Source organism: Streptomyces sp. YPW6 (genome assembly GCF_018866325.1).
Taxonomy (GTDB): domain Bacteria; phylum Actinomycetota; class Actinomycetes; order Streptomycetales; family Streptomycetaceae; genus Streptomyces.
Genome location: NZ_CP076457.1, coordinates 4,974,940 through 4,998,565, shown reverse-complemented (window position 1 = coordinate 4,998,565; position 23,626 = coordinate 4,974,940). Strand labels below are relative to the sequence as shown.

At 68.7% G+C, this 23,626-nt stretch carries 22 protein-coding genes, 1 tRNA gene and 1 pseudogene; 12 read left to right on the top strand and 12 right to left on the bottom strand.

The genetic code is table 11. The annotated features are described in order from the left end of the window. Positions 1–7: 7 nt before the first annotated feature. A complete protein-coding gene (hppD, locus tag KME66_RS22100) occupies positions 8–1,153 on the bottom strand; it encodes a 4-hydroxyphenylpyruvate dioxygenase (RefSeq protein ID WP_216325130.1) in 1,146 nt (381 codons plus the stop codon). 121 nt (positions 1,154–1,274) lie between these two features. Between hppD and KME66_RS22095 the strand changes: the two genes are divergently transcribed. The 8 genes from KME66_RS22095 to KME66_RS22060 all read left to right on the top strand — a co-directional run bounded on the left by KME66_RS22095 (position 1,275) and on the right by KME66_RS22060 (position 8,037). Beyond that, complete coding sequence (locus tag KME66_RS22095; RefSeq protein ID WP_032785294.1) at positions 1,275–1,748, top strand: Lrp/AsnC family transcriptional regulator; 474 nt, start codon at positions 1,275–1,277, stop codon at positions 1,746–1,748. 43 nt (positions 1,749–1,791) lie between these two features. After that, the gene (locus tag KME66_RS22090; protein ID WP_073215892.1) at positions 1,792–2,439 is read left to right on the top strand and encodes an ABC transporter permease; all 648 of its coding nucleotides are present in this window, start codon (positions 1,792–1,794) and stop codon (positions 2,437–2,439) included. Next, positions 2,432–3,703 carry a betaine/proline/choline family ABC transporter ATP-binding protein gene (locus KME66_RS22085; protein WP_216325127.1) on the top strand — a complete coding sequence of 424 codons (1,272 nt, stop codon included), beginning with the start codon at positions 2,432–2,434 and terminating at the stop codon, positions 3,701–3,703. Before KME66_RS22090 ends, KME66_RS22085 begins: the two co-directional genes overlap by 8 nt. Further along, complete coding sequence (locus KME66_RS22080; protein ID WP_073215884.1) at positions 3,700–4,569, top strand: ABC transporter permease; 870 nt, start codon at positions 3,700–3,702, stop codon at positions 4,567–4,569. Before KME66_RS22085 ends, KME66_RS22080 begins: the two co-directional genes overlap by 4 nt. 47 nt (positions 4,570–4,616) lie before the next feature. Next, positions 4,617–5,549, top strand: a complete 933-nt coding sequence (locus KME66_RS22075) for a glycine betaine ABC transporter substrate-binding protein (RefSeq protein WP_216329545.1) — start codon at positions 4,617–4,619, stop codon at positions 5,547–5,549. 91 nt (positions 5,550–5,640) lie between these two features. Then, positions 5,641–6,255 (top strand): transcriptional regulator, encoded by a 615-nt coding sequence (locus KME66_RS22070; protein ID WP_073215881.1) that lies wholly within the window; start codon positions 5,641–5,643, stop codon positions 6,253–6,255. Between the two features lie 46 nt (positions 6,256–6,301). After that, the gene (locus KME66_RS22065) at positions 6,302–6,502 is read left to right on the top strand and encodes a hypothetical protein (RefSeq protein ID WP_073215879.1); all 201 of its coding nucleotides are present in this window, start codon (positions 6,302–6,304) and stop codon (positions 6,500–6,502) included. Positions 6,503–6,528: 26 nt separating this feature from the next. Continuing rightward, on the top strand, positions 6,529–8,037 hold the full coding sequence (locus tag KME66_RS22060) for an MFS transporter (protein WP_253208440.1): 1,509 nt from the start codon (positions 6,529–6,531) through the stop codon (positions 8,035–8,037). A gap of 190 nt (positions 8,038–8,227) precedes the next feature. Here KME66_RS22060 and KME66_RS22055 read toward each other — a convergent pair whose 3' ends face one another. Next, positions 8,228–9,016 carry a S16 family serine protease gene (locus KME66_RS22055; RefSeq protein ID WP_216325124.1) on the bottom strand — a complete coding sequence of 263 codons (789 nt, stop codon included), beginning with the start codon at positions 9,014–9,016 and terminating at the stop codon, positions 8,228–8,230. Between the two features lie 232 nt (positions 9,017–9,248). Continuing rightward, on the bottom strand, positions 9,249–9,893 hold the full coding sequence (locus tag KME66_RS22050; RefSeq protein WP_073215868.1) for an IclR family transcriptional regulator: 645 nt from the start codon (positions 9,891–9,893) through the stop codon (positions 9,249–9,251). Between the two features lie 534 nt (positions 9,894–10,427). Between KME66_RS22050 and KME66_RS22045 the strand changes: the two genes are divergently transcribed. Genes KME66_RS22045 through KME66_RS22035 form a run of 3 tightly spaced genes read left to right on the top strand, consistent with a single transcriptional unit; the run spans position 10,428 to position 13,880 of the window. Continuing rightward, positions 10,428–10,880: a hypothetical protein gene (locus KME66_RS22045; RefSeq protein ID WP_216325122.1), complete on the top strand. Its 453-nt coding sequence runs from the start codon at positions 10,428–10,430 to the stop codon at positions 10,878–10,880. Further along, positions 10,880–13,180: a DUF6571 family protein gene (locus KME66_RS22040; RefSeq protein WP_216325119.1), complete on the top strand. Its 2,301-nt coding sequence runs from the start codon at positions 10,880–10,882 to the stop codon at positions 13,178–13,180. The genes KME66_RS22045 and KME66_RS22040 overlap by 1 nt, the downstream gene beginning before the upstream one ends. Positions 13,181–13,220: 40 nt before the next feature. After that, a complete protein-coding gene (locus tag KME66_RS22035) occupies positions 13,221–13,880 on the top strand; it encodes a hypothetical protein (RefSeq protein ID WP_216325118.1) in 660 nt (219 codons plus the stop codon). Between the two features lie 89 nt (positions 13,881–13,969). Here the strand turns inward: KME66_RS22035 and KME66_RS22030 are convergent, their stop codons facing one another. The 4 genes and pseudogenes from KME66_RS22030 to KME66_RS22015 form a co-directional block, all read right to left on the bottom strand. Next, complete coding sequence (locus tag KME66_RS22030; protein WP_073215865.1) at positions 13,970–15,754, bottom strand: DEAD/DEAH box helicase; 1,785 nt, start codon at positions 15,752–15,754, stop codon at positions 13,970–13,972. Between the two features lie 169 nt (positions 15,755–15,923). Further along, positions 15,924–16,291, bottom strand: a pseudogene (locus tag KME66_RS22025) (type II toxin-antitoxin system death-on-curing family toxin). Next, entirely contained in the window at positions 16,291–16,488 is a 198-nt protein-coding gene (locus KME66_RS22020) for a hypothetical protein (RefSeq protein ID WP_216325108.1), read from the bottom strand. The pseudogene KME66_RS22025 and the gene KME66_RS22020 overlap by 1 nt, the downstream one beginning before the upstream one ends. 45 nt (positions 16,489–16,533) lie before the next feature. Further along, positions 16,534–18,039 (bottom strand): MFS transporter, encoded by a 1,506-nt coding sequence (locus tag KME66_RS22015; protein ID WP_216325106.1) that lies wholly within the window; start codon positions 18,037–18,039, stop codon positions 16,534–16,536. 229 nt (positions 18,040–18,268) lie between these two features. Here KME66_RS22015 and KME66_RS22010 point away from each other — a divergent pair. Continuing rightward, positions 18,269–18,340: transfer RNA gene (locus KME66_RS22010), tRNA-Cys, on the top strand. A gap of 77 nt (positions 18,341–18,417) precedes the next feature. On the opposite strand, the gene KME66_RS22005 is transcribed toward KME66_RS22010, so the two are convergent. The 5 genes from KME66_RS22005 to KME66_RS21985 form a co-directional block, all read right to left on the bottom strand. Continuing rightward, positions 18,418–19,182 carry a hypothetical protein gene (locus KME66_RS22005; RefSeq protein WP_216325103.1) on the bottom strand — a complete coding sequence of 255 codons (765 nt, stop codon included), beginning with the start codon at positions 19,180–19,182 and terminating at the stop codon, positions 18,418–18,420. A gap of 64 nt (positions 19,183–19,246) precedes the next feature. Beyond that, positions 19,247–19,405: a hypothetical protein gene (locus KME66_RS34085; RefSeq protein WP_253208439.1), complete on the bottom strand. Its 159-nt coding sequence runs from the start codon at positions 19,403–19,405 to the stop codon at positions 19,247–19,249. A 515-nt stretch (positions 19,406–19,920) separates the two neighbouring features. Beyond that, positions 19,921–20,610 (bottom strand): hypothetical protein, encoded by a 690-nt coding sequence (locus KME66_RS21995; protein ID WP_216325101.1) that lies wholly within the window; start codon positions 20,608–20,610, stop codon positions 19,921–19,923. Positions 20,611–20,636: 26 nt separating this feature from the next. Next, entirely contained in the window at positions 20,637–22,979 is a 2,343-nt protein-coding gene (locus KME66_RS21990) for a hypothetical protein (RefSeq protein ID WP_216325098.1), read from the bottom strand. 22 nt (positions 22,980–23,001) lie between these two features. Beyond that, entirely contained in the window at positions 23,002–23,430 is a 429-nt protein-coding gene (locus KME66_RS21985; protein ID WP_216325094.1) for a hypothetical protein, read from the bottom strand. Positions 23,431–23,626: the final 196 nt, after the last annotated feature.

The window sequence follows — 23,626 nt, the reverse complement described above, 5'->3', positions numbered from 1 at the left end:
GCGCGGGTCAGAGGTTGCCGCGCTTCTCCTGCTCGCGCTCGATCGCCTCGAACAGGGCCTTGAAGTTGCCCTTTCCGAAGCCCATGGAGCCGTGCCGCTCGATCATCTCGAAGAAGACGGTCGGCCGGTCCTGGACCGGCTTGGTGAAGATCTGCAGCAGGTAGCCGTCCTCGTCGCGGTCGACGAGGATCTTCAGCTCGCGCAGGGTCTCGACCGGCACCCGGGTCTCGCCGGCCCACTCGCCGAGGGTGTCGTAGTACGAGTCGGGGGTGTCCAGGAACTGCACACCGGCGGCGCGCATCGAACGGACCGTGGAGACGATGTCGTTGGTGGCGAGTGCGATGTGCTGGACGCCCGCCCCGCCGTAGAACTCCAGGTACTCGTCGATCTGGGACTTCTTCTTCGCGATCGCCGGCTCGTTGATCGGGAACTTGACCTTGAGCGTGCCGTCGGCGACGACCTTCGACATGAGGGCGGAGTACTCGGTGGCGATGTCGTCGCCCACGAACTCCTTCATGTTGGTGAAGCCCATGACCTCGTTGTAGAAGCCGACCCACTCGTTCATCCGGCCGAGCTCGACGTTGCCGACGCAGTGGTCGATGGCCTGGAAGGTCCGCTTGGCGGGCGGCTCGACGATCGGCTTGGCCGCGGCGAAGCCGGGGAGGTAGGGGCCGTCGTAGCCGGAGCGCTCCACCAGGGTGTGGCGGGTCTTGCCGTACGTGGCGATGGCGGCGAGAACGACCGTGCCGTGCTCGTCCTTGACCTCGTGCGGCTCGGTGATGCCGCGCGCGCCGTGCTCGACGGCGTAGGCGTAGGCGGCGCGGGCGTCCGGCACCTCGATGGCGAGGTCGACGACACCGTCGCCGTGTGCGGCGACGTGGTCGGCGAGGAAGGTGCCCCACTCGGTGGACGCCTTGATCACGGAGGTGAAGACGAAGCGGGCGGAGCCGTTGGTCAGGACGTAACTCGCGGTCTCGCGGCTGCCGTTCTCCGGTCCGGAGTAGGCCACGAGCTTCATGCCGAAGGCGGTCGAGTAGTAGTGCGCGGCCTGCTTGGCGTTGCCCACGGCGAAGACGACCGCGTCCATTCCCTTGACCGGGAAGCGGTCGGCCTGCGCTGCGGTGTCGGGGCTGGTGTGCAGAGTCTCAGTCATACGGGAAGGCTCTCCCCGCATCGCAAGGTGCGCAATAGTTCGCGTAATCACTGGTCATTGTGTGCAGTCAATCGCCAGGATGACCGGACCATCTGTACAGGCTGACCATCGGAGCAGGCCCATGGCGATCGATCATCTGGACGGGCGGCTCATCGTGCTGCTGGCACGCGAGCCCCGCATCGGCGTCCTCGAAGCGTCCCGGCGACTGGGGGTGGCGCGCGGGACCGTGCAGGCGCGGCTGGACCGCCTTCAGTCGAATGGCGTCATCCGGGGCTTCGGCCCCGACGTGGATCCGGCGGCGCTCGGCTATCCGGTCACCGCGTTCGCCACGCTGGAGATCAAACAGGGCCAAGGCGCGGTCGTGCGGGCGCATTTGGGTGGCGTACCGGAGGTGCTGGAACTGCACACCACGACGGGGCACGGCGACATGCTGTGTCGGCTCGTCGCCCGTTCCAACGCCGATCTCCAGCGGGTGATCGACCGGGTTGTCGGATTTGATGGCATTGTCCGGGCCTCCACGGCGATCGTCATGGAGAACCCCGTTCCGCTGCGGATCATCCCGCTGGTGGAACAGGCGGCCGAGGACACCGGCTGAGCCCGCGGGCCCGGCGACACCGATGGAGCCGAGGGAGTGCCGTGTGAGCTTCTGGGAGTATCTGATCACCCGCCACCAGCAGCTCCTCACGGACGCGTTCCAGCACGTCAGCGCGGTCTTCCAGTGCATGGTCATCGCCACCGTGCTCGGTGTGGTGATCGGGGTGGTGAGCTATCGCAGCGGCTGGGGAGGCTCGCTGGCCATCACGTCCACGGCGACGATCCTGACCATTCCGTCCCTCGCCGCGATCGGTCTGCTGATCCCGCTGGTCGGGCTCGGGGTCGCCCCGACCGTGATCACCCTGACGCTGTACGGGCTGCTGCCGATCGTCCGGAACGCGATCGTGGGGCTGCGGGGCGTCGACCCGTCGCTGGTCGACGCGGCGACGGGCATCGGGATGTCGCGCACGGCGCGGCTGCTGCGGGTGGAGCTGCCGCTCGCCTGGCCGCCGATCCTGACCGGTATCCGGGTCTCCACCCAGATGCTGATGGGCATCGCCGCCATCGCCGCGTACGCCTCCGGGCCCGGTCTCGGCAACGAGATCTTCCGGGGCATCGCCTCGCTGGGCAGCGCCAACGCGATCAACCAGGTTCTCGCGGGGACGCTCGGCATCGTGATCCTCGCTCTGCTCTTCGACGCCGCGTACGTCCTGCTGGGACGGCTGACCATCCCGAGGGGGATCCGTGCCTGAGACCGAGACCGACGCCGGCGCGATGACGGAGGAGAGGTCCGCGGCCACGTCCGGGGCCACCATCCAGCTGGAGAACCTCACCAAGAGCTATCCGGGGAACCCGAACCCGGCCGTCGAGAACGTCTCGATGGAGATCAGGGCGGGCGAGACGGTGATCTTCGTCGGCCCGTCCGGCTGCGGGAAGTCCACCACCCTGAAGATGATCAACCGGCTGATCGAGCCGACCTCGGGCCGGATCCGCATCGACGACGAGGACGTCACGGACATCGACCCGGTGAAGCTGCGCCGGAAGATCGGATACGCGATCCAGTCCTCCGGGCTCTTCCCGCACATGACGGTCGCGGACAACATCGCCCTGGTGCCGAGGATGGTCGGCTGGTCCAAGTCCCGGGTGAAGAACCGGGTGGAGGAGATGCTCGACCTGGTGGGCCTGGACCCGCGCGAGTTCCACGGCCGCTATCCGCGTCAGCTCTCCGGCGGGCAGCAGCAGCGGGTGGGCGTGGCGCGGGCGCTGGCCGCCGATCCTCCCGTCCTGCTGATGGACGAGCCGTTCGGGGCGGTCGACCCGATCACCCGCGACCATCTCCAGGACGAGCTGATCCGGCTCCAGCACGAGCTGCACAAGACGATCGTGTTCGTCACCCACGACTTCGACGAGGCGATCAAGCTGGGCGACCGGATCGCGGTGCTGCGGGAGCGGTCGCACATCGCGCAGTTCGACACCCCCGAGGCGATCCTGACCAACCCGACGGACGACTTCGTGTCGGGTTTCGTCGGGGCGGGCGCGGCGCTCAAGCGCCTCAACCTCACCCGTGTACGGGACGTGGGCATCGCGGACTTCCCGACGGTGACGGTCGAGGACCCGCTCCAGACGATCTTCAACAAGCTGCGCCACGGCCCGCACAACGAGCTGCTGATGCTGGACCGGAGGAACCGCCCGTACAAGTGGCTGCGGCGCGGCGACCTGATGCGGGCGCGCGGTTCGCTGGCGCGGGCCGGGCAGCTGGTGCACGACACGGTGACCCGGGACGCCACGCTGCACGACGCGCTGGAGGCGGTGCTCACCGACAGCGGGGGCCGGGTCGCGGTGACCGGGCGGCGGGGCGAGTTCATCGGGGTCGTCGACATGAAGACGCTGATGGACAACGTGCAGGAGTTGCTGGAGGCGGACCGCCTGACCGCGATGGAGCACCAGCACGAGCTGGAGGAGCAGCGCGTCCACCAGACGGAGCAGGAGCTGGAAGGGGGTGGCAGCGGAGTATGACCCCCAGCCATCAGTCCGGATCGGGCAAGCGCCCGGCCGCCCCGACGCGGCCGCCGGGCGAACACGACGTCAAGGGCCACGCGTTCCACGACGAGGAGAGCGACCCCTCCCCCACGCCCGCCACGCCGGAGCGGCGGATCACCTGGCGGAAGCTGGTGATCCTGCCCGCGGTGCTGGTCGTCATCCTGGTCATCACGTACGTCTGGATCACCAACATCGATCTGGACTCGATCGCGGAGAACTCCCTCTCCGGCGGAAACGTCCAACTGCGCTGGTGGCAGCACGTGCGGCTGACGGCGATCTCGACGTTCTGGGTGCTGATCATCGCGATCCCGCTCGGCATCGCGCTGACCAGGCGGCGGCTGCGGAAGGCGGCCCCGGCGTTCACGGCGCTGGCCAACATCGGGCAGGCGACACCCGCGATCGGCCTGCTGGCCCTGCTGGTGATCTGGCTGGGCATCGGCCCGCGTACCGCGATCATCGGCATCGTGATCTACGCGGTCCTTCCGGTGCTCTCCAACACGGTGGCGGGCCTGCGGGCGATCGAGCCGAACATGGTCGAGGCGGCGCGCGGCATGGGGATGTCCGGGCGGGGCGTCCTGCTGAAGGTGGAGCTGCCGCTCGCGGTGCCGCTGATCCTGGCGGGCGTCCGTACGGCCCTGGTCCTGAACGTGGGCACGGCGACGCTGGCGACGTTCGGCGGGGGCGGCGGGCTGGGCGACCTGATCACTTCGGGGATCCAGACACAGCGGATGCCGGTGCTGGTCATCGGCTCGGTACTGACGGTGGTGCTGGCGCTGCTGGTGGACTGGCTGGCGTCGCTGGCCGAACTGGCGCTGACGCCGCGCGGGCTGGAGGAACGGTGAGGAGTACGTACGCCTTCCGGCACCGGGCCCTGGCGGCCGCGTCCCTGATGCTGCTGCTGGGCGGCTGCGGGCTCAAGAGCGGTTCGCCGATGGTGGACGACGTGTCGCCGGGGTCGGTCGGTCAGGGCGAGCCCCTGAAGGGCGCGACGCTGACGGTGACGTCGAAGAACTTCAGCGAGAACATCATCCTGGGCCAGATGACCGGGCTGGTGTTCAAGGCGGCCGGGGCGGAGGTCCTGGACCGGACGAACCTGCCGGGTTCGATCAGTGCGCGCGAGGCCATCATCAACGGTGACGCCGACGTCCAGTGGGACTACACCGGCACGGGCTGGATCACCTTCCTGGGCCACGCCGAACCGATCGTCGACCCGAAGAAGCAGTACGAGGCGGTACGGGACGAGGACAAGGGCAACGGGGTGATCTGGCTGCCGCCGGCTCCGCTCGACAACACCTACGCGCTGGCGATCAGCAAGAAGAACAACGCGAAGTACCGGCTCAGGACCCTCTCGGACGTGGCCGCCCTCGCGAAGAAGGACCCGGGCGCGGTGACGATCTGCGTGGAGAACGAGTTCGCCTCGCGCGACGACGGCCTGCCGGGCATGGAGAAGAAGTACGGGATGACGATTCCGGCGGGCAACATCCAGAAGATGGACGCCGGGATCATCTACACCCAGGTGTCCGCGTCCGACTCCTGCCTGCTGGGCGAGGTGTTCACCACCGACGGCCGGATCAAGGCGATGAACCTGGACGTCCTGGAGGACGACAAGCACTTCTTCCCCAACTACAACGCCTCCCCGGTCGTCCACGAGGCCACCTTCGAGAAGTACCCGGTGATCGCGGAGCTGCTGGACCCGCTCGCCCGGAAGCTGACGACGGAGGTCGCGCAGACGCTCAACGCCAAGGTCGACGTGGACGGCGAGGATCCGCACGAGGTGGCGAAGGAGTGGCTGGTGGAGGAGGGGTTCATCGAGGAGGGGTGAGGCGCCGGGAGGCCGTCGCCCGGAGCATGTTGCAAAGAGAGCGTTGCAAAAAACCCTTGCAAAGCATCCTTTGCATCTCTACGGTTGCAGCATGCCGGAGAACGAGAAGACCCCTCGCCCCTACGAGCCGGGCGGCGACCGGAAGCTCCACACGGTCGACGCCCGCACCCTGCGCGCCATCGCGCACCCGCTGCGGATCCGCCTGCTGAACGCGCTGCGCGAGTTCGGACCGGCGACCGCCTCGAAGCTGGGCGAGCGGCTCGGGGAGTCGAGCGGCGCGACCAGCTACCACCTGCGCCAACTGGCCGAATCCGGCCTCGTCGAGGACGCCCCCGAGCTCGGCAAGGGCCGGGAGCGCTGGTGGCGGGCGCTCCACGACGGCTCGACCTTCGACAGCGCCCTCTTCCGGACGCACGAGGACCCGGAGGTACGCGGGGCCATCGACGTCGTCCTGCACGAGACGGCCACCACCCACGCCCAGGAACTGAACACCTGGCTGGGCACGATGGGCGACTGGCCGGAGGAGTGGCAGCACAGCTGGGATCTGAGCGACTTCAAGATCCGCCTCACCCCGGAGCTCGCCCAGGAGCTGTCCCGGAAGATGCACGAGCTGGTGGAGAGCTACCGGGACGCCGTCCCCGAGGACACCGAGGGCTCGGCCGTCGTCCGCACCCACCTGCACGCCTTCCCGCGCCCCTCCGCATGACCGCACCGCACGCCTCGACTCCTCACGTCTGGAAGGGAATCCCGTTATGCATGCCGACGTCCACCACCTCCTGCACACGGTCCAAGCAGCCGAACTCCACGCCGGGGCAGGGGCCGTCCGCCTCCCCCGCGCCGGCCTGCGCACGCGGGTCGGCTGGGCCCTGGTCGAGGTGGGCCTGCGGCTGACCGCCCAGAGCCGGGACACGGCCGCGGCCGCGCACCGCGCCGCCGCGTTCCATCCGGCGTAACCACCGGCTCGGGGGAGGAAGAAGACATGGGGAACCGCACCCCGCTCGCCGCCGTACTCGCGGCCAACTCCATTTCCACCGCAGGCACTTCACTGACCCTGATCGGCGTCCCCTGGTTCGTCCTGGAGACCACCGGAAGCGCGGGCCGGGCCGGGTTGGTCGCGTTCTGCGCCACTCTGCCGATCGTCGTCGCCGCGCTGATCGGCGGACCGGTCGTCGACCGGTTCGGCCGCCGCCGGACGGCCGTCGTGTCCGACGCCGTGTGCGCGGCGGCCATCGCCGCGATCCCGCTGCTGCACTTCACCGGCGTCCTCCACTTCTGGATGCTGTGCGTGCTCATGGCGCTCAACGGGTTCGCCCACACCCCGGGCAACACCGCGCGCTACGTCCTCGTCCCGGACCTGGCCGAGCACGCCGGAACCACGCTCCCCCGGGCCGCGAGCCTCTTCGACGCGGTCTCGCGCGGAGCCAGGATGGTCGGCGCGGCCCTCGCCGGGCTGCTCATCGCGCTCGTCGGGGCGGAGACGGTCCTGCTGCTGGACGCGGCGACCTTCGGGCTGTCGGCCCTGCTGGTCGGCGCCGGGGTGAGGGGGGTGCGCGCGGCGGAACCGCGGAGAACGCAAGCCCCGGTCTCGCTGCGCGCCTACGGCACCGAACTGCGCGAGGGGTACGCCCATGTGCTCGGCAACCGGCTGCTGCTGGCGGTCGTGGTCATGGTGATGTTCATGAACGGCACCGACCAGGGCTGGAACGCGGTCCTGCTCCCGGTGCACGCCGAGGCCGAGTTGGGCGGAGCGCCCGCCATCGGGCTGCTCACCGCGCTGTTCGGCGCGGGCGGTCTGACCGGGGCCCTGCTGTACGGGGCGGTGGGGCACCGGTTCTCGCGCCGGGCGGTGTTCACGGTGTGCGTGATCCTGTGCGGCGCGCCGAGGTTCCTGGTCGCGGCGGTGACCGGGACGACGCTGCCGCTCGCGGTCACGATGCTGCTCGGCGGGGTCGCGGGCGGCGTGCTGAACCCGATCCTGACGACGGTGGTCTACGAGCGGGTGCCGGACCGGCTGCGCAGCCGGGTGTCGGGGGCGCTGACGGCCGGCTGCGAGTTCGCGATGCCGGTGGGCGGGCTGGCGGCCGGGCTGCTGGTGGAGGGCGCGGGGGCGACGGGGGCGCTGCTGGCGATGGGCGGGGTCTTCTTCCTGGCCACGCTGAGTCCGCTGGTGTTCCCGTCCTGGCGGACGCTGGACGACGCGCCGGGGGCGGGGACCGCACGTGAGGGGCAGGGGGTGCGGCCTGTACGTGAGGGGCCGGGGGTGAGGCCCGTACCGGACGAGCCGGGGGCGGAGCCGAAGCCGGCACCGGACGGACCGGGGGTGAGGCCCGTACCGGACGAGCCGGGGGCGCGGCCCGTACGTGAGGAGCCGGGGACGGAGCCCGCACCGGACGAGCCGGGGGCGGAGGCGAAGCGCGCACCGGACGGACCGGGAGCAGGGGCGAAGCCCGTACCGGACACGCCCAAGGCGAAGGCCGGCGCTCAGTGATCCGTGCCTCCTCGGCCCGGAAGCCCCTCAGCGACCATGCTGCCGGGGCCGGGGGCGTGCCCCACAACCACGCCGCCGCCGGGGCCGGGCGCGTCACCCGAAACCATGCCACCGGAGCCGGGGGCGTGCCCCGAAACTGTGCGCCGGGGCCGGGGCCGGGGACCTCCCCCCGAAGCCATGCCGCCGCAGGTCAGCAGCTCGGTACCCTACCGCCCGACTCCAGGGCCTTGAGCGAGCCGACCGCGTCCTCCAGCGTGGAGACGGGCACGATCCGCAGTCCGTCGGGAGCCTCGGCCTCCGCCTGACGGCACTCGGCCTTCGGGACGAGGAAGACGCTCGCCCCGTCGCGGTGGGCGCCCTGGACCTTCATCGACACGCCGCCGACCGCGCCGACCGCGCCGACCGCGGTGATCGTCCCCGTACCGGCGATGGTGCGGCCGCCGGTGAGATCGCCGCCGGAACCGTTGCCGTCGAGCTTGTCGATGATGCCGAGGGAGAGGAAGAGCCCCGCGCTCGGGCCGCCGATGTCGCCGAGGTCCACGTCCACCCGCATCGCCCCGGGTTCGCGGTCCAGGTAGTTCAGGGCGGCGTCGACGGCGACGTTCTGCGACTCCTTCATGTCGTCGAGGTTGTGCTTCTCGATCTCCTTCTCGGAGCCGCCGGTGGGGTAGACCGCGTCGCGCGGCATGACCGCCCGGTCGGTCCGGAACCAGCTGTCGAACACCTCACCGATGCGGACGTCCGCCTTCGGCCCGGTGGCGAGGATCGTCGTCATCCGCAGCTGCCCGTCGGTCGGCCGGGTCTCCGCGCCGGTGATGGTGATCACCGGCCGCCCGTCGTCCTTGCCGAGCACGTCCGCGGTCACCCCGGGCCGCGCCAGGGTGAACGGCAGCGGCGCGAGGGCCGCCGTACCGAACAGGGCGAGGACGGGGAGTGCGCAGAGGGCGAGGACGCGGGGGCGCGAGAGACGAGAGGACACGCACCCAATCTAACCGCCGCGCCGGAACCGGAACGCGCCAGCCGTACGCCGCCCCATACGCTCCCGCCCCGCACGCTCCTTCGCGAACCGGCGGGACGCGCGCCGGACGGACCCGAGACCTGCGGGTGCGGGCACGGGCCCACGAGCACCGGCACGCCCCGGACGGACGCACGCCCCGGGATGCCCGTTCGGGCGGAACTCACACCGGACGCAATGCAGGCGCGGGCACCGCCTACCGCAGCGCGTCCGCCACTTCCCGGGCGGCGTCGAGCACACGGGGGCCGACCCGTTCCGGTACGGCGTCGGCGAGCATGACGACACCGACGCTGCCCTCGACACCCGAGACCCCGACCAGGGGCGCTGCCGCCCCGCTGGCGCCGGCTTCGAGTTCGCCGTGGGTGAGGGTGTAGCCGGGGTGGCCGGACTCCGGGGCCTGCCGGGCGGACAGGATGGCCCGGCCCGCGGCGCCCCGGTCCAGGGGATGGCGGAAGCCGGCCCGGTAGGCGACGTGGTAGTCGGTCCAGGTGGGCTCGACCACGGCGACCGCGAGGGCGTCGCTGCCGTCGACGAGCGTGAGGTGGGCGGTGGCCCCTATGTCCTCGGCCAGGGAACGCAGCGCGGGCAGCGCCGCTTCCCGGACGAGGGGGTGGACCTGTCTGCCGAGCCGCAGCACACCGAGGCCGACCCGGGCGCGGCCGCCCAGATCGCGGCGTACCAGGGCGTGCTGCTCCAGGGTGGCGAGCAGCCGGTAGACGACGGTCCGGTTGACACCGAGCTTGTTGGACAGCTCGGTCACGGTCAGGCCGTGGTCGGTGTCGGCGAGCAGTTTGAGGACGCGCAGTCCTCGGTCGAGCGTCTGGGAGGTCTCCGCTGTCACGACGCCCTCTCCTCTTCGGGGTGAGCGACGACGGCCCTGCTCCGGCGGTAGCGACGCCGGTCCCAGCGGCGACGCACGGAGAGGCCGCCGGTCTGGCAAGGCACCGGCTGCGCTCCGCGGCGGCGTTGCCACGGGGCGTTCATATGGCGGGGACAGTAGCGAGCCAGTCCGCTCAGCGGAAGTCCTCGTCCAGAATCCGGTCCCCCGACGCGGCCCCCGGAACGGCGCGCGCATAAGAGCCGGTCAGCGGGACGGCGTCCGGAAAGCGAACATCTACGCGCGTTCACGTGTCACGACACCGCCGGGCGAACGCATCCGCGGAGGTGAACCGGCGTTAACGGTGCGTGGAGGATTTGGTACTGGATTCCTTGCACTTCCTTCTCGCACCCCGAGCCCGGGATGCCGGGGATGCCGCTTGTTCGGAGTCTGTGACGAACAACGGTTCGGGCGCGTGCGGGTCCACCTGGTTGGTAGCTTCCCCGACACGCGGCCGTTCACGGTGAACAGCCGGGCTCACGGGAGGCGTTCGGATCCATGGCATGGGACGAGTGGGAGCGGTTGAAGTCCGAGGCGGCCGACCGGCGGCCCCTCCGGATGCAGCTGAATCAGGTGCCACCGGAACCGAGTGGCGGGGGCATTGACCAGCAGGGGGACCTGGCGGTCAACCAGACGGACCTGGCCGCGATCGGAAACGCCGCTTTCGAACTCCATCAGGATTTCGGTCAGGTCAGCAAACACGCCCGAGCAGCCTCCCAGAAGGCTGCCGAAGGATTGAAGACCCAGGGGTTCGCACTCGGTGGCGCCTTGGATCACGTGGCCTCGCGCTGGGTCGACCAGTCCAGGTCCTTGCTGGACGCCACCGCGCACATCTCCAACCACCTCGACTTCACCAAGGGCGCCCACGCGGGCGACGAAGTCCACATCGCGGGAACCGTCAGCAGCATCGCCACGCTCGATGCGGGCTTCAACGAGAGGAAGGGCACCTGATGGATCTCGACGCCCTCCGCTTCGGCAACTTCTCCCAGCTCGGTGAGGCGATCGCCGACTGGGAGCAGATGGTCAAGAAGCTGGCGAGCCTCAAGAGCGATGCCAAGGAGAATCTTGGGGGCAAGGCGGCAAAGGCACGGTGGGCCGGGGAGAACGCAACCGTCACCCGGTCCTTCGTGGACAAGACCGCAGCGGAGTTCGCCGACGCACACACCCAGGCGCGTACGGTCGCCCGCATCCTCAGCGACACCCGGGACGAACTGGTCGCCTTTCGCAATGAACTCACCGAGGTGATCTCGCAGGGCGCGAAGAAGAACCTGACGGTGAGAGACACCGGCGACGGGTCGTTCACCGTGACGATGAACATCCACCCCGACCGCGCCGCCGAGGGCACCACGCTCCCCGAGCACAGCCAGGGCGACGTGGACAGCCTGCGCGACCGGGTCCAGGCGATCCTGCAGAAGGCCACGCGCAGCGACACCACCGCGTCCGAGGCGCTGCGGCTCATCGTGGACCAGGCCAAGCACGGGTTCTCCGGGGCCGACTATGCAGACAGGGATTCCGCAGCCAAGGCGATCGCCAAGGCCAAGGCACTCGCCAAGATCCTCAAGAAGGATCCGACCGACGTCACGACGACCGAACTGAACACGGTCAACACCACCCTTGCCAAGTACGGCAAGGACCCGTTGTTCGCGGAGCGGCTCGCCACCTCCACAACGCCCGACGGGCTGCTGACGTTCTACGCCGGCGTAGCCGACCCGTACCAGGGCTACGGCGCCGACCCGAAGCGGCTGGAACAGGCCAAGCTCCTCCAGAAGAACCTGGGCGTCGCCCTCGGTACTGCCACGCTCTCCGACAGCGCCGCCATGCGGTCCTGGGAGCAGAAGATGATCAGGATCGGGCCGGAAGAACTCGGCACGGACCACGCGAACAATCCCCGTGGATTCGCCGTCATGAGCAATCTCATGCGGTTCGGCGACTACGACGACCAGTTCCTCAACGACTACGGCGAGAGGCTCGTGGCGTATGACCAGGAACGCAACGTCAAGAACATGAGCCCCTGGATCAACAACTGGAACAACGGCGACCTGAACTTCTACAGCAAGAACGACCGGGGCCGCGACCCCATGACCGGCTTCCTGGAAGCCCTCGGCCACAACCCCGGCGCCGCGACGGACTTCTTCGCCCAGCCGGACGGTGCCGGAGCGGGTGTCGACAAGGAAGCCGAACTCAACGAGAACCTGAAGTACCTGACGAAGGACCGCATCTGGCTGTCCGACGCTTACATCATGGGCGGCGACGACAAGGTCATCGCAGGTCATGACTCCCTCGGCCACGCCCTGGAGGCAGCCACCACCGGGTACGCCTACGACGCTGATCCCATGACAGCCAAGGATCCGATGATCCCCGGCAATCGCGATATGCGCACCGCGGAGACGGCCGGTGTCATGGAGCAGGTCGTGTTCCTGTACGGAAGCGAGGACGGGCCAAAAATGCTCCACGAGCAGTCCCGACTCGCCGACAGTCTCGGCAAGATGGGGGCGGCGTACATCGATGACATCGATTACAGCATGTCGGGGGTCGGGGACCGGGCGAAGGATGACGGGCTCTTTCCGCCGAAGTATCAGGGGCGCGCGGACTTCGGCGAACAAGGAGCCATCAACTTCCTCAGCGTGATCGGCCAGAACGAGACGTCTCACGGAGCCGTCTCGGCGGCGCAGCACCTCTACACGCTGAGCATGCTCGACGCCCACCCGCCCACCAGCGAAGCGAACATGAACAAGGCGCATGATGCCTTGACGACAGGCGGCGAGGTGCGGGGCATTCTCGATCACTCTCGCGTGCAGCAGGCGGAGACGACGTACAAGGACGAGGCGGAGGAGAAGAACAAGTCGCTGGGGCGCTCCGGCGACTGGGTCAAGCTGGGAGCCGGGGCCGTGGTGGGGGGCGGCATCGCCGCCATCCCTCTGCCGGGTTCGACTGCCGCGGCGCTGGTGGTCGCACCGCTGGCCGCGGACACGGTCGGCAACGCGGTCAACACCTTCATCGGGCACGAGATCGACAAGGGAATCGACAAAGCCGAGGACGATCCGACGGAAAAGGCACAGGCCACCAGTCAGGAGTTTTACTCGCAGGGGATCCGGCAACAGGCCGATGCCTACGCGACCTACGTAGGCGCGGACCCCGATGTCAAGAATGACACGAATCTCCGGGATTGGCCGCAGCACATCGAGAGCAGCTATTTCGGCACCGGGTCCCAGCAGAACGACTACCGGGGACGCCCTGCCTACAAGGATTGACACCCGCCCATTCCCCATCTCCTTTAAGGCAGCGAATGCCATGCGCAACAGATCGCACCGGTTGCTCTGCGGGGGCCTGGTACTCCTCCTGGCCACCTCCTGCACCGACGACGAGAGTGGCGAGGAAGCGACGCTCTCGGCATCACAGGTGTGCGACAGCACACTGACCCCGCCTTCGGCGAAAGCCCTCGAGCGCCTCGCGGCAACCGAGCGATTCACAGAGCTCACCGGAACCAACCAGCAGGGAGACGCCAACAAGTTCTCTCTGGAGATGGCCGCGAAAAGGCTCTACGGAGGAGCGAAGGACCGCAACACCTGCATGGTCTACAAGGCGGGCGATGACAGCGGAATCCCGCTGCTCAAGATCGAGTTCGAGCCCACCAGGAATCATCCCGCCCCGGGGGCGGAAGCACGGAATACGGACAGGGACCGGCTCGTCTTCCCTCTGGGCGTTTATGCCGAAATCAACGGCGACAGCGGCGCGAACCTGTATTTCACCTGCTCGACCAAGGGGCCTGAAGGCACCTCACCCTATATCTGGGCCAGGATGTACTCGTCCGGGGGCCAACTGAGCCCAGGCTCCTCGCCCGAGGACCGACTGGCCGTCCTCAACGACGTAGCCCGCGGCTTGGCCGATCAGCTCGGTTGCGCGGATGAGGCCGCGCTGCCCGACCGAGTCCCCGAGCCCAGCAACGGCTGAAGGCCGGAACGGACGGCACACGAGCGGGAAGGGCGGGACGCGTACGTGTACGCGTCCCGCCCTTCCCACCCCACTGACTCACCCTCCACTCACTTCATCCGCGTAGCCCACTCCTGGACCTTCGCGATGCGCGTCTGGATCTGGTGGGCGGTGGCCTCGGCGCTCGGCGGGCCGCCGCAGACGCGGCGCAGCTCGTTGTGGATCACGCCGTGCGGCTTGCCGCTCTGGTGGGTGTAGGCGGAGACCATCGTGTTGAGCTGCTTGCGCAGGCTCAGCAGCTGCTTGTGCGTGACCACGGGCCGGGCCTCGGCGGGCTTCTCCAGGAGGTCGGCCTCCTCGGCCGGCCTCTGGCGGCTGTGCGCGATCTGCCGGCTCTGCCGCTTCTGGAGGAGCAGCTGCACCTGGTCCGGCTCCAGGAGCCCGGGGATGCCGAGGTAGTCCTGCTCCTCCTCGGAGCCGGGGTGGGCCTGCATGCCGAACTCGGCGCCGTCGTACAGCACCCGGTCGAAGACGGCGTCCGACTCCAGCGCCTCGAAGGGCAGCTGGTCCTCGGTCTCCTCGTCCTCCAGCTTCTCGGCGTCGGCGAGGAGCTTGTCCTCCTCGGAGAAGGGGTTCTCCTCGTCGCCGCCCTTCTTCGGCTTGTCGAGGACGTGGTCGCGCTCGACCTCCATCTCGTTGGCGAAGTCGAGGAGCATCGGGATGGTCGGCAGGAAGACGGAGGCGGTCTCACCGCGCCTGCGGGAGCGCACGAAGCGGCCGACTGCCTGGGCGAAGAAGAGGGGCGTCGAGATGGTGGTGGCGTACACCCCGACGGCGAGACGCGGCACGTCGACGCCCTCGGACACCATCCGGACCGCGACCATCCAGCGCGACTCGTCCCCGCTGAACTGGTCGATCTTCTTGGACGCGGCCTTCTCGTCGGAGAGGACCACGGTCGCCGACTCCCCGGTGACCTTCTTCAGGATCTTGGCGTACGCGCGGGCCGAGTCCTGGTCGGTGGCGATGACGAGGCCGCCCGCGTCGGGGATGCCCTTGCGGACCTCGGTGAGCCGCTTGTCGGCGGCGGCGAGGACGTTGGGGATCCACTCGCCGGTGGGCGAGAGCGCGGTGCGCCAGGCCTGGCCGATGGCGTCCTTGGTCATCGGCTCGCCGAGCCGGGCGGCGATCTCGTCCCCGGCCTTCGTACGCCAGCGCATGTTGCCGCTGTAGCTGAGGAAGATGACCGGGCGGACGACGCCGTCGGCGAGCGCGTTGCCGTAGCCGTAGGTGTAGTCGGCCGAGGAGCGGCGGATGCCGTCGTTGCCCTCCTCGTACTGGACGAAGGGGATGGGGTTGGTGTCCGACCGGAACGGCGTACCGGTCAGGGCGAGCCGCCGGGTCGCCGGGTCGAACGCCTCCTGGCAGGCCTCGCCCCAGGACTTGGAGTCACCGGCGTGGTGGATCTCGTCGAGGATGACGAGCGTCTTGCGCTGCTCGCAGCGGTTGCGGTGGAGCATCGGGCGTACGCCGACACCGGCGTAGGTCACGGCGACCCCGTGGTACTCCTTGCTCAGCGGACCGGCGCTGTAGTCGGGGTCGAGCTTGATCCCTATCCGGGCGGCCGCCTCCGCCCACTGCTTCTTGAGGTGCTCGGTCGGGGCGACGACGGTGACCTGCTGCACGACATGGTGGTGCAGCAGCCAGGACGCGAGGGTCAGCGCGAACGTTGTCTTGCCTGCGCCGGGCGTCGCGACGGCGAGGAAGTCGCGCGGCTGCTCCTGGACGTACCTCTCCATGGCGCCTTGCTGCCAGGCTCGCAGCTTGTTGGCGGTACCCCAGGGGGCACGGCCAGGGAAGGCGGGTGAGAGGTGGTGGGAGGCGGTGGTAGTAGTCACGGTCTCCGGTTCGGGGCTCTCGGGTACGTGGGGCGCTGCCCGTACCGCACCCGGCCCGAAGGACCCGGCCCGCGATACGACAACCGGGCCACCTTACCGGGGGCCCGGCTGAGAACCCGTACGAACGAGTCACGGTTCGAGTCCGTTGAGACGCTCTTCACAAGTGCGGCTACCGCGCGAACCCCGGTAGCCGCTCAGCGATCTTGGGCATGTCCAGGGCGCCTTGGCACGCGGCCAGCACGAACCGCTCCGCTTCATCGACGTCGAAGTCCGGGTCGAGCAGATGGCCGTTCAGATGGAGGAAGACCCAGGTCGCGTACCACGCAATGCGCTTGTTGCCGTCGACCAGGCCGTGGTTGCGGGCGAGGGACTCCATCAGGGCCGCAGCCTTCTGCCAGACGTCCGGATAGGCGTCCTGCCCGAACACGCTCGCCTGTGGTCGGGCCAGCGCCGACTCCAGAAGCCCGTAGTCGCGCACCCGGCAGCGCCGAGCCGCTCCGCCAGATTCAACAACTCGGGCAGGCTCAGGTACTGCATCAGGCGAGCCTCCGGTTGAGCTCCTCACTCGCCCTCAGAACATGGTCGGCAGCTTCGTCGAAAAGCCGTGCGTGCTCGTTTACGGCAGTGATCACCGCGTCGTGAGCGAATGCCTGCATGCTCCTGCCCTCCGCCTCGGCACGGGCGCGCAGGGAATTCAGCTCTTCCTCGGTGAACCGCAGATTCAGACCGGCCATGAGCCCATGCTACCGCGCGGTACCAGGAGGTACCTCAGGATGCCGCTACTTCTCCCGTACGAGGACTCTCGTCGCCACCCACACCCCCACCAGCGCCACCCCCGCCATCGGCAGGAACACGGCCGCGAACGCGCCCGGGTGCGAGCCCGCGGACCCCGCCTGGACCGCCCCGTGCGCGGCCGCGCCCACCGCGCCGCCGCCCAGCGCCGCGAAGGCCGCGCCGCCGGAGGCCAGGAGCAGCACGTTGGAGAGCCCGTCGGAGATCTGGAGGGCGGCGGAGTTGGAGCCCGCCTCCTCGGGGGCCGACAGCTTCAGGAGCAGCACGCTGGTGGAGGCGATCACCATGCCCATCCCGAAGCAGCCGAAGGCCCAGGCGACGGCGACGATCCAGACGGGGACCCCCTCGATCAGCACGGAGGGCGCGACGGCGATCGAGGCCGCGACGAGGAGCATGCCGGTGACCATCAGCCGCTCGCGGTACGGCTCCATGCGCGGCCGGGACTGGACGAACGAACCGAGCGCCCAGGTCGCCCCGCCCACCGCCAGCGACAGCCCGGCCATCGTCGGGGACAGCCCGCGCTGGGTGACCAGCATCAGCGGTACGAACGACTCGGCGGCGATGAACGACCCGGCGGCGATCCCGCGCAGCAGGACCACCGAGGGCAGCCCGCGCGCGGCCCGTACGGTCCCGGCCGGCAGCAGTCCGCGGACGGCGGGCACGAGCAGGGCGGCCCCGACGGCGGCGGGCAGCAGGGCGAGCCAGTTCAGCTCCTGACCCGCGTACTGGAGCAGTCCCGCCCCGGCCGATATCCCGAGGGCGAGCCGGATACGGCGGCGGTCGTACGGCTCGGCGGCGGCAGCCGGGTCGGCGGGCCCGGAGGCCGTGCGCCGGATCGCCGGGAGGGCCAGGGCGAGCGGGATCACGATGAGGACGGGGATGCCGACGAAGACCCAGCGCCAGCCGAGCTGCTCGGTCACCGTCCCGGAGGCGAGCGGTCCGACGACGGAGGGGATCACCCAGCTCGCGGCGAAGGCGGCCAGGATGGCGGGCCGGATGTGCTCGGGGTAGGCGCGCCCGATGACGACGTACAGCGCGACGATCACCAGCCCGCCGCCGAGCCCCTGGACGGCACGGCCCGCGATGAACACCCACATGCTCGTGGCGGCCCCGGAGAGCAGCAGTCCGACGCCGAACGCGGTGATCCCGGTGGCGAGCGGCTGGAGCGGGCCGCGCCGGTCGGCCCACTGTCCGGAGAGGACCATGGCGAAGAGGCTGGTGGTGAAGTACGCGGAGAAGGCGAACGCGTAGAGGGGAATCCCGTTCAGCTCGCGGGCGGCGACCGGCATCGCCGTACCGACCGCCGTGGCCTCGAACGCGATGAGGAACACCACGGACACGATGCCGATGCTCAGCGCCCGGTAGGTGCGCCCGAGGACCCCTTCGACGGCCGCGGCGGGAAAATCGGACAGCGGGTCCGGGGAGGGGGCGCCGGTCGCGGGCGACGCGAGGTGTGCGGCGTCGGTGCCGTCACGGGGTTCGAGGGCGGTCATGGGGTCAGCGTAAGGGGCATGGGCCGGTGTGGACCCTGTCTGTGTACGGTCCTGGGCTCGGCCCTTGGTCGTAGGTCCCGGGCCCGGGTTCCCGGCCTGCCCCTCCGGCCCCGGACATGAACGGCGTATGGCGGTCACGTTGCACCCCGGCCGGATTCCTTGAGGCGGCGGACGGGTGGCCGTAGCGTCGTGGTCAGCAAGGAACCGCGGAACACCGGCACCACCACCCGACCGTGTGCCCGAGAGGCTCAGGGGCTCGACTGCAACTCGAGATACACCGGTTCGAATCCGGTCACGGTCTCCGGAACGCGGATGTGGCCGCCCCAGGACAGGGGCGGCCACATCCGCGTTCGCGAGCACGGCGGCCCGCCCGGTCGGTCAGCCGGTCTTGAGCGCCTTCATCACGGCGCGGGTGTCGCTGATCAGGTCGGCCCGGTACGCGAGCGTCTCGGGCTCCTCCGGCGCTTCCGGCATCTCCTCATCGCCCTCGGTGTAGGACATCCAGGCGGACAGGGTGAGCGTCACGACGGCACCGCCTTCCACCACCCGCACACTCAGCGCTTCGTCCTCCATGACCAGCAGATACGCCAGGTCGCCGAGGTCCGGTACCCGCTCCACCCGCTCCACGCCCGAGCCGTCGACCTCCGTCAGCGTGCTGCTCGCCTCGAACTCGGGGCGCGGATCGGTCTCCTTGTGCAGCTCGGCCGTGAGGGACGCGTGGTAGCCGGTGGCCCAGCCCGTCTCCTCCGCGCTGCCCGGTCCCCGGCGCACCGCTGTCGTGAAGTCGACGGTGCAGCGAATGCGATGGAGGGCGGGGTGCTCGATGCCGTCCAGTTCGGTAGCGGGCTTGGCCGCGGGCACCCCCAGCGCCCCGGCGAGCTCCTTCAGCTCCATCGCCGCGCAGGAGTCGGACTCCACGCGGTAGCCACGCGCATCGGGCTTCCCGTCGCCGCCGATCCCGTAACCGAAGACCGCCGCGGCCCACACCGCCGACGCGGTCAGCGCCCCGGCGACACCCCAGAGCGCCCCGTGCCACCGCCGCCGTCCGCCGTCCCCGGGCCCCTGCTCGGGGTCGAACCCGCTCACGACGTCCGGGGACGAGCGCGGCCCGTCCTCCCCCACCAACTCCGGCTCGGATATCACGCCGACACCTCCCCCTGGTCAACGGCCACGGTAGCGGGTGGACTTGTCGTCGCGGCTCCGCACGTCACGCGGGGTCGAGCACCGGGCGGGGCTCCAGCCCTGCGTCGTTCTCGCAGCGCAGTTCCTTCGCCATGGCCAGGGCGAAGGAATGAGCCACGGTCGCGTAGGCGTCCTTCAACTTCTCCGGGTCTCCCTCGGGGTCCTTGGGCGACCAGCGCTCCACGCCGATGTCGATATGAGCCGGTGTGACGAGGTGAACTCATGGCTCAACGACTTCGCCGCGTACGCGACGGTGGACGTTTCGGCCGACTCCTCAAACCGCGACGACCCCGTGATCTCTTCAGCGCCTTGCCCGCCTCCACAAAGTCCGCTGCACCGCCGCAGAGTTCCGTGGGCCCCGCAGTCCGGTCATGCGCTGCGTCGGCGTTCTCCCCGTCCGAACAGCCAACCGCGCCGACTGCCAGAGAAAACGCAATGACCACGCAGACGAGACCGGCACGGCTGCGGCCGGCGACCCACCTCATGCGGCTGCCACCAACGCAAGGGGAAACGACAGGGGGCTGGTTGTGATCCATCTCTGCCACGACCGGCCAGGCCAACGAACTGAGCAGCTCCCGCCGGAGCTCCGTTCCCAGAGTCACCTCCGTCGCGTCGGACTGGAGCGGCGGATCGAGTGGTTGGGCGTCGATGACCGGAGCCGCAACGGCCCCGACCGGTCCTTTCTGTGCGACATCATCATCAGGAGTCGATCTCTGCCGGGCGGCTGACCGGCGGAAGTTGCCGCAGCCCCGGGTCCAGCTTCTGAGGGAGACCGGCATTGCCCTCGCACTCCAGCTCCTCGGCCACCGCCAGGGACGCAGAATGGACAACTCGAAGATTGTCCATCAAATTCTCCAGGGAATCGCCTCGGTCATGGGCTCTACTCAACCCTCCGTAGATCCGCACCGGCCGACTCTTCGAGCCATCGAACCTGGGACTGACGCATTCAAAATAGATGCCGGCCGAGCGGACGTTGGCTATCGCCTCCTTGCCCAGGGAGAACCGCTTCGCCCTTTCAGGGATCCCCGGGTAATTTACGTCATGTGGAGCATACATATGGAAAGCCAAAGTCGTCTCTTCATCGCTGGAACTTCCCTTCGCAGCCATCTCGCAGAGCTCTTCCCTTGGCGACCAACTACGGCCGGATGAATACCCCTTCTCGATCTCTTCGATCACCTGGCCCATACCGCCGCTCGCTCGCCGCTCGAAGGACTTCGCTCCTGTTACGGCTTCCACCGTCTTCTCCAGGTCGCCAGCGAACACCCCATCGCACACCTCCGACGCATTGACATAGGGCGACTGAGGCTCCGGATCAGATGCGCATGCGGTAGCACAGACGGCCAGGAGCAGGCCACCAATCAGCGTCTTTGCGTTCCGGTTCACACCCATGCCTTTCATCGCAGCCCGGGGCACCCTCAGCCCGTCTCCGGATCCGCACCCTGTTGATTCTCTCGTTCGTTGCCGACGCCGTAGCCCAGGAGCATCGATTCGTTCAGATCCTCTCGGAGCTTTGTGTCTTCCTTGGTCGCATGAAGAGCCAGGAAAGCCTCCATCGGAGCCTCCGCCATCGACTCACCAGATCGATAGATGCTGTTCCATTCCTTCCTGGTGAGTTCCTCCGCCTTCTCCTTGCTCTTGTCGACCGAGTTATCCGAGATATCTCCGACGGCCTGGCCGATGACCTGCTCCGCCGCGCCACCGACTGTGTCGGTCGCCAGAGGGATCAGCACGGCGGCCGCACCCACCGCAGCAGTCGCCGGCAGGAATGCAACCCCGGCGGCGATCCCCACCCCCGCGCCGAACTCCACCCAGCCCGCGCGTTCGGCCACCGCCTTCTCGTAGTCCTCGTGCTTCTTCATGTTGTCCGCCTGGACCTGGTCGGCTCTGGACTGGTCGAGCATGCCCTGCACCTCTGCGCCAACCCGGACGGTCGTGCGTGCGGCGCCCTCGTCAATGGCTCCGTCGGAACCCACGTGCGTCTCCAGAACACTTCTGGTGTACGCCTGCTCCGCCGAGGAAAGAGTGGCGTAGGCGTCGGGGTGCTGGCCAAGAGCACTGAGGAACTGGCGAACGTTCGAGCGGGCCTCGTCCCCGTCATCACCGAAGGGTATATGCCCTTGGCTATTCTTGGTGGGGGCGAAGACGCTGTTCGCATCACCCTTGTTCAAAGCCCAGTTGATGTCGTCGATATATCCCGCACCCATGACGCCCATGCTGTCCGCCAAGCCCTCCTGGTGCTTGAGCAAGCCGGCGTCCGACCCGTACTTCTCCATGACCCTCTGCATGATCGCGGCATTGTCGGCGTCCCGCTGCACACGCGCGTCCGGCTCGCCCGCCGGGTAGCCCAGGGTCGCCGCCTCCAGGGCATGGCCCAGCGCGTCCGGCATGTACTGGAGAGTGGGCCCCAGCTTGTCCGGGTCGGTGGAGTTGGAGTCCGGGAACGACTCCCACTTCTCGTTTCCGAAGAAATCGAGGTAGTTGTCGATGGCTTCGCCATCCTGCTTTCCGAGGTCGGCCGTGGCGCCCCGGTTGACCGTGCCGTCCTCGTTGTAGGCCGTCGGGTCATCGGTGAAGAACCTCTTCGCCGCGTCCGGACTGTTTCCCAGAGCCTCCAGCATGGCGATGGTCGGGTCGTAGCCGGACCCGTTCTTCCCCGAGGGGTTGTACGGGTTGTCCAGGAAGCCGTTCACCTGCTTGTTACCGGCGAACCGGTACGGATCCTGCTGGTGCAGCTGCGCCACGTGCTCGGCGATCGGGTTGAGGAACTTCGCGTCATAGTTCCCGTATCGCATGATGCCGCCGAGCAGCTGGTAGCCGTACGGGCCGCCGCTGTTGTCGTACTTGGACAACGGGATCTGCTGGGTGCCCATCGTGCGGAGCTCCGGTCCCCACTCCGCGGTGAACGCCTTGTCGTGCGAGGCGGTGGCCAGGTTGAGGCCGAGATTGCGCTGGAGCGCCTGGACGTCCGCCAAGCGCTCCTTGTCGACCTTGGCGTAGTCGTTCGTGTCCGTAGCGAGCTGCCCGAAGAAAGCGAGCGCCTTCTCCGGGCCAAGCTTCTCGTAGAAGTTCTTCGCGAACTCCACCGAATGGGCATTGTCGCGCAGCAGTTCGTTCAGCGCCTGCAGTTGCGCGTGCGTGATGTCGCGGCCCTTGGCCGCCAGGGCAACGGCGCGGGCGGCCTCTTCCTGGTCGAACTTGGTGTACTTCGGAGCGCTGAAGTCCCTGCGGTCGGTGACGTTGGCCTCAAGGGAGTTCTTGAAGGTCACATCGGTGTCGTTGCAGGTTTCGACGATGTCGTCGATCTTCTTCTGCCACGACTCGATGTTCTCCCGCTCCTGCTGGAGGTACGTGGCGAAGTCGGGATCGTGACGCGCCGTGTAGTTATCGGAGATCGGGGACCGCGCCGTCACCTTGCCTCGGCCGTCCACCAGAATCCCGGCAGCCGGCCCCTCATGGTCCCGGATGCTGACGAGGTCGTCCTTGGCCTTCTTGAAGGCCGCGTACCCCTCTTCCAGCAGCGTCTTCACGCCCTTGGCCTCGGCGGCGGCGTCCGCGAACTCCTTGACGGTCTTGCCGACGAACGCCTTGGTGACCCCCGCGTTGACGCCTTCCCAGCTGGCCTTGTTGGCCTTCGCCTTCATGCCGTCCGACGCGTGATCGGCGAGCCTGTCCAGCTTCGCCGCCATGTCCGACCAGTCGTCGGCCGCCGCCTTCAGCTTCCCCAACGGGGCTTCGACGATGTCCTCGTAGCTCAGCATGTGCGCGCTCCCCCGAGCCTTATTACTTCATGTATTCCGACAGCTTGGAGATCGGCGCCAAATCTCCACCGATCTTCACGTCGTCCTTCGCATGCTGCGCCTTGGTGTAGTCCAGGTGGTTCGAAATGTGCGCGCAGGAATCCAGCAGCGTCTTGAGGTGCTTCTGCCACAAGTCGTGCACCTTGAGAACCGCCGAGCCGCTCGCGAAGTTGCCGTTCGTCAGCGCGATCGCCGCATCGAACGTGGCTGGGCGGGCGTGGTCACCGTCCTTCGACAGTCTCGTCCTGAGCTCGTAGGCGTCATTCCCGATAGCTCCGAGATCGTCCCGGTTCACCACCAGATCCGGTGCACCGGAACCGCCACCGGCTTCGGCCGGGGCGCTGTTGATCTGCATGGCACTTCGCTGAGCCGCGGTCGAACGCAGTTCCGCCCATTCCTGGTCGAATGTCACGTGTTCCCCCGGGTATCGCCGCGTGGTCAGCCTCCGCAGTCACCCTAAGATCCCGCGTGCAGCGCGAACGAGTACGATCTGAGCCGTTTTCGGGCACGAATTCAGCGAACACCGTGGGCAGTTCCTGCGTCCGTTGTCGCATTCCTGTGCCCCTTGCCGCGGTGTCGATCGTCGACACCCTCGCCGGGCCGGACCG

Excerpts from the sequence above, each read along its gene's own strand:
- KME66_RS22040 (WP_216325119.1), top strand. The coding sequence starts at position 10,880 with ATGGATCTCGACGCCCTCCGCTTCGGCAACTTCTCCCAGCTCGGTGAG.
- KME66_RS22080 (WP_073215884.1), top strand. The coding sequence starts at position 3,700 with ATGACCCCCAGCCATCAGTCCGGATCGGGCAAGCGCCCGGCCGCCCCG.
- KME66_RS22095 (WP_032785294.1), top strand. The coding sequence starts at position 1,275 with ATGGCGATCGATCATCTGGACGGGCGGCTCATCGTGCTGCTGGCACGC.
- KME66_RS22075 (WP_216329545.1), top strand. The coding sequence starts at position 4,617 with ATGCTGCTGCTGGGCGGCTGCGGGCTCAAGAGCGGTTCGCCGATGGTG.
- KME66_RS22045 (WP_216325122.1), top strand. The coding sequence starts at position 10,428 with ATGGCATGGGACGAGTGGGAGCGGTTGAAGTCCGAGGCGGCCGACCGG.
- KME66_RS22015 (WP_216325106.1), bottom strand. The coding sequence starts at position 18,039 with ATGACCGCCCTCGAACCCCGTGACGGCACCGACGCCGCACACCTCGCG.
- KME66_RS22065 (WP_073215879.1), top strand. The coding sequence starts at position 6,302 with ATGCATGCCGACGTCCACCACCTCCTGCACACGGTCCAAGCAGCCGAA.
- hppD (WP_216325130.1), bottom strand. The coding sequence starts at position 1,153 with ATGACTGAGACTCTGCACACCAGCCCCGACACCGCAGCGCAGGCCGAC.
- KME66_RS21990 (WP_216325098.1), bottom strand. The coding sequence starts at position 22,979 with ATGCTGAGCTACGAGGACATCGTCGAAGCCCCGTTGGGGAAGCTGAAG.
- KME66_RS21995 (WP_216325101.1), bottom strand. The coding sequence starts at position 20,610 with ATGGGTGTGAACCGGAACGCAAAGACGCTGATTGGTGGCCTGCTCCTG.
- KME66_RS22035 (WP_216325118.1), top strand. The coding sequence starts at position 13,221 with ATGCGCAACAGATCGCACCGGTTGCTCTGCGGGGGCCTGGTACTCCTC.
- KME66_RS22020 (WP_216325108.1), bottom strand. The coding sequence starts at position 16,488 with ATGGCCGGTCTGAATCTGCGGTTCACCGAGGAAGAGCTGAATTCCCTG.
- KME66_RS22060 (WP_253208440.1), top strand. The coding sequence starts at position 6,529 with ATGGGGAACCGCACCCCGCTCGCCGCCGTACTCGCGGCCAACTCCATT.
- KME66_RS22070 (WP_073215881.1), top strand. The coding sequence starts at position 5,641 with ATGCCGGAGAACGAGAAGACCCCTCGCCCCTACGAGCCGGGCGGCGAC.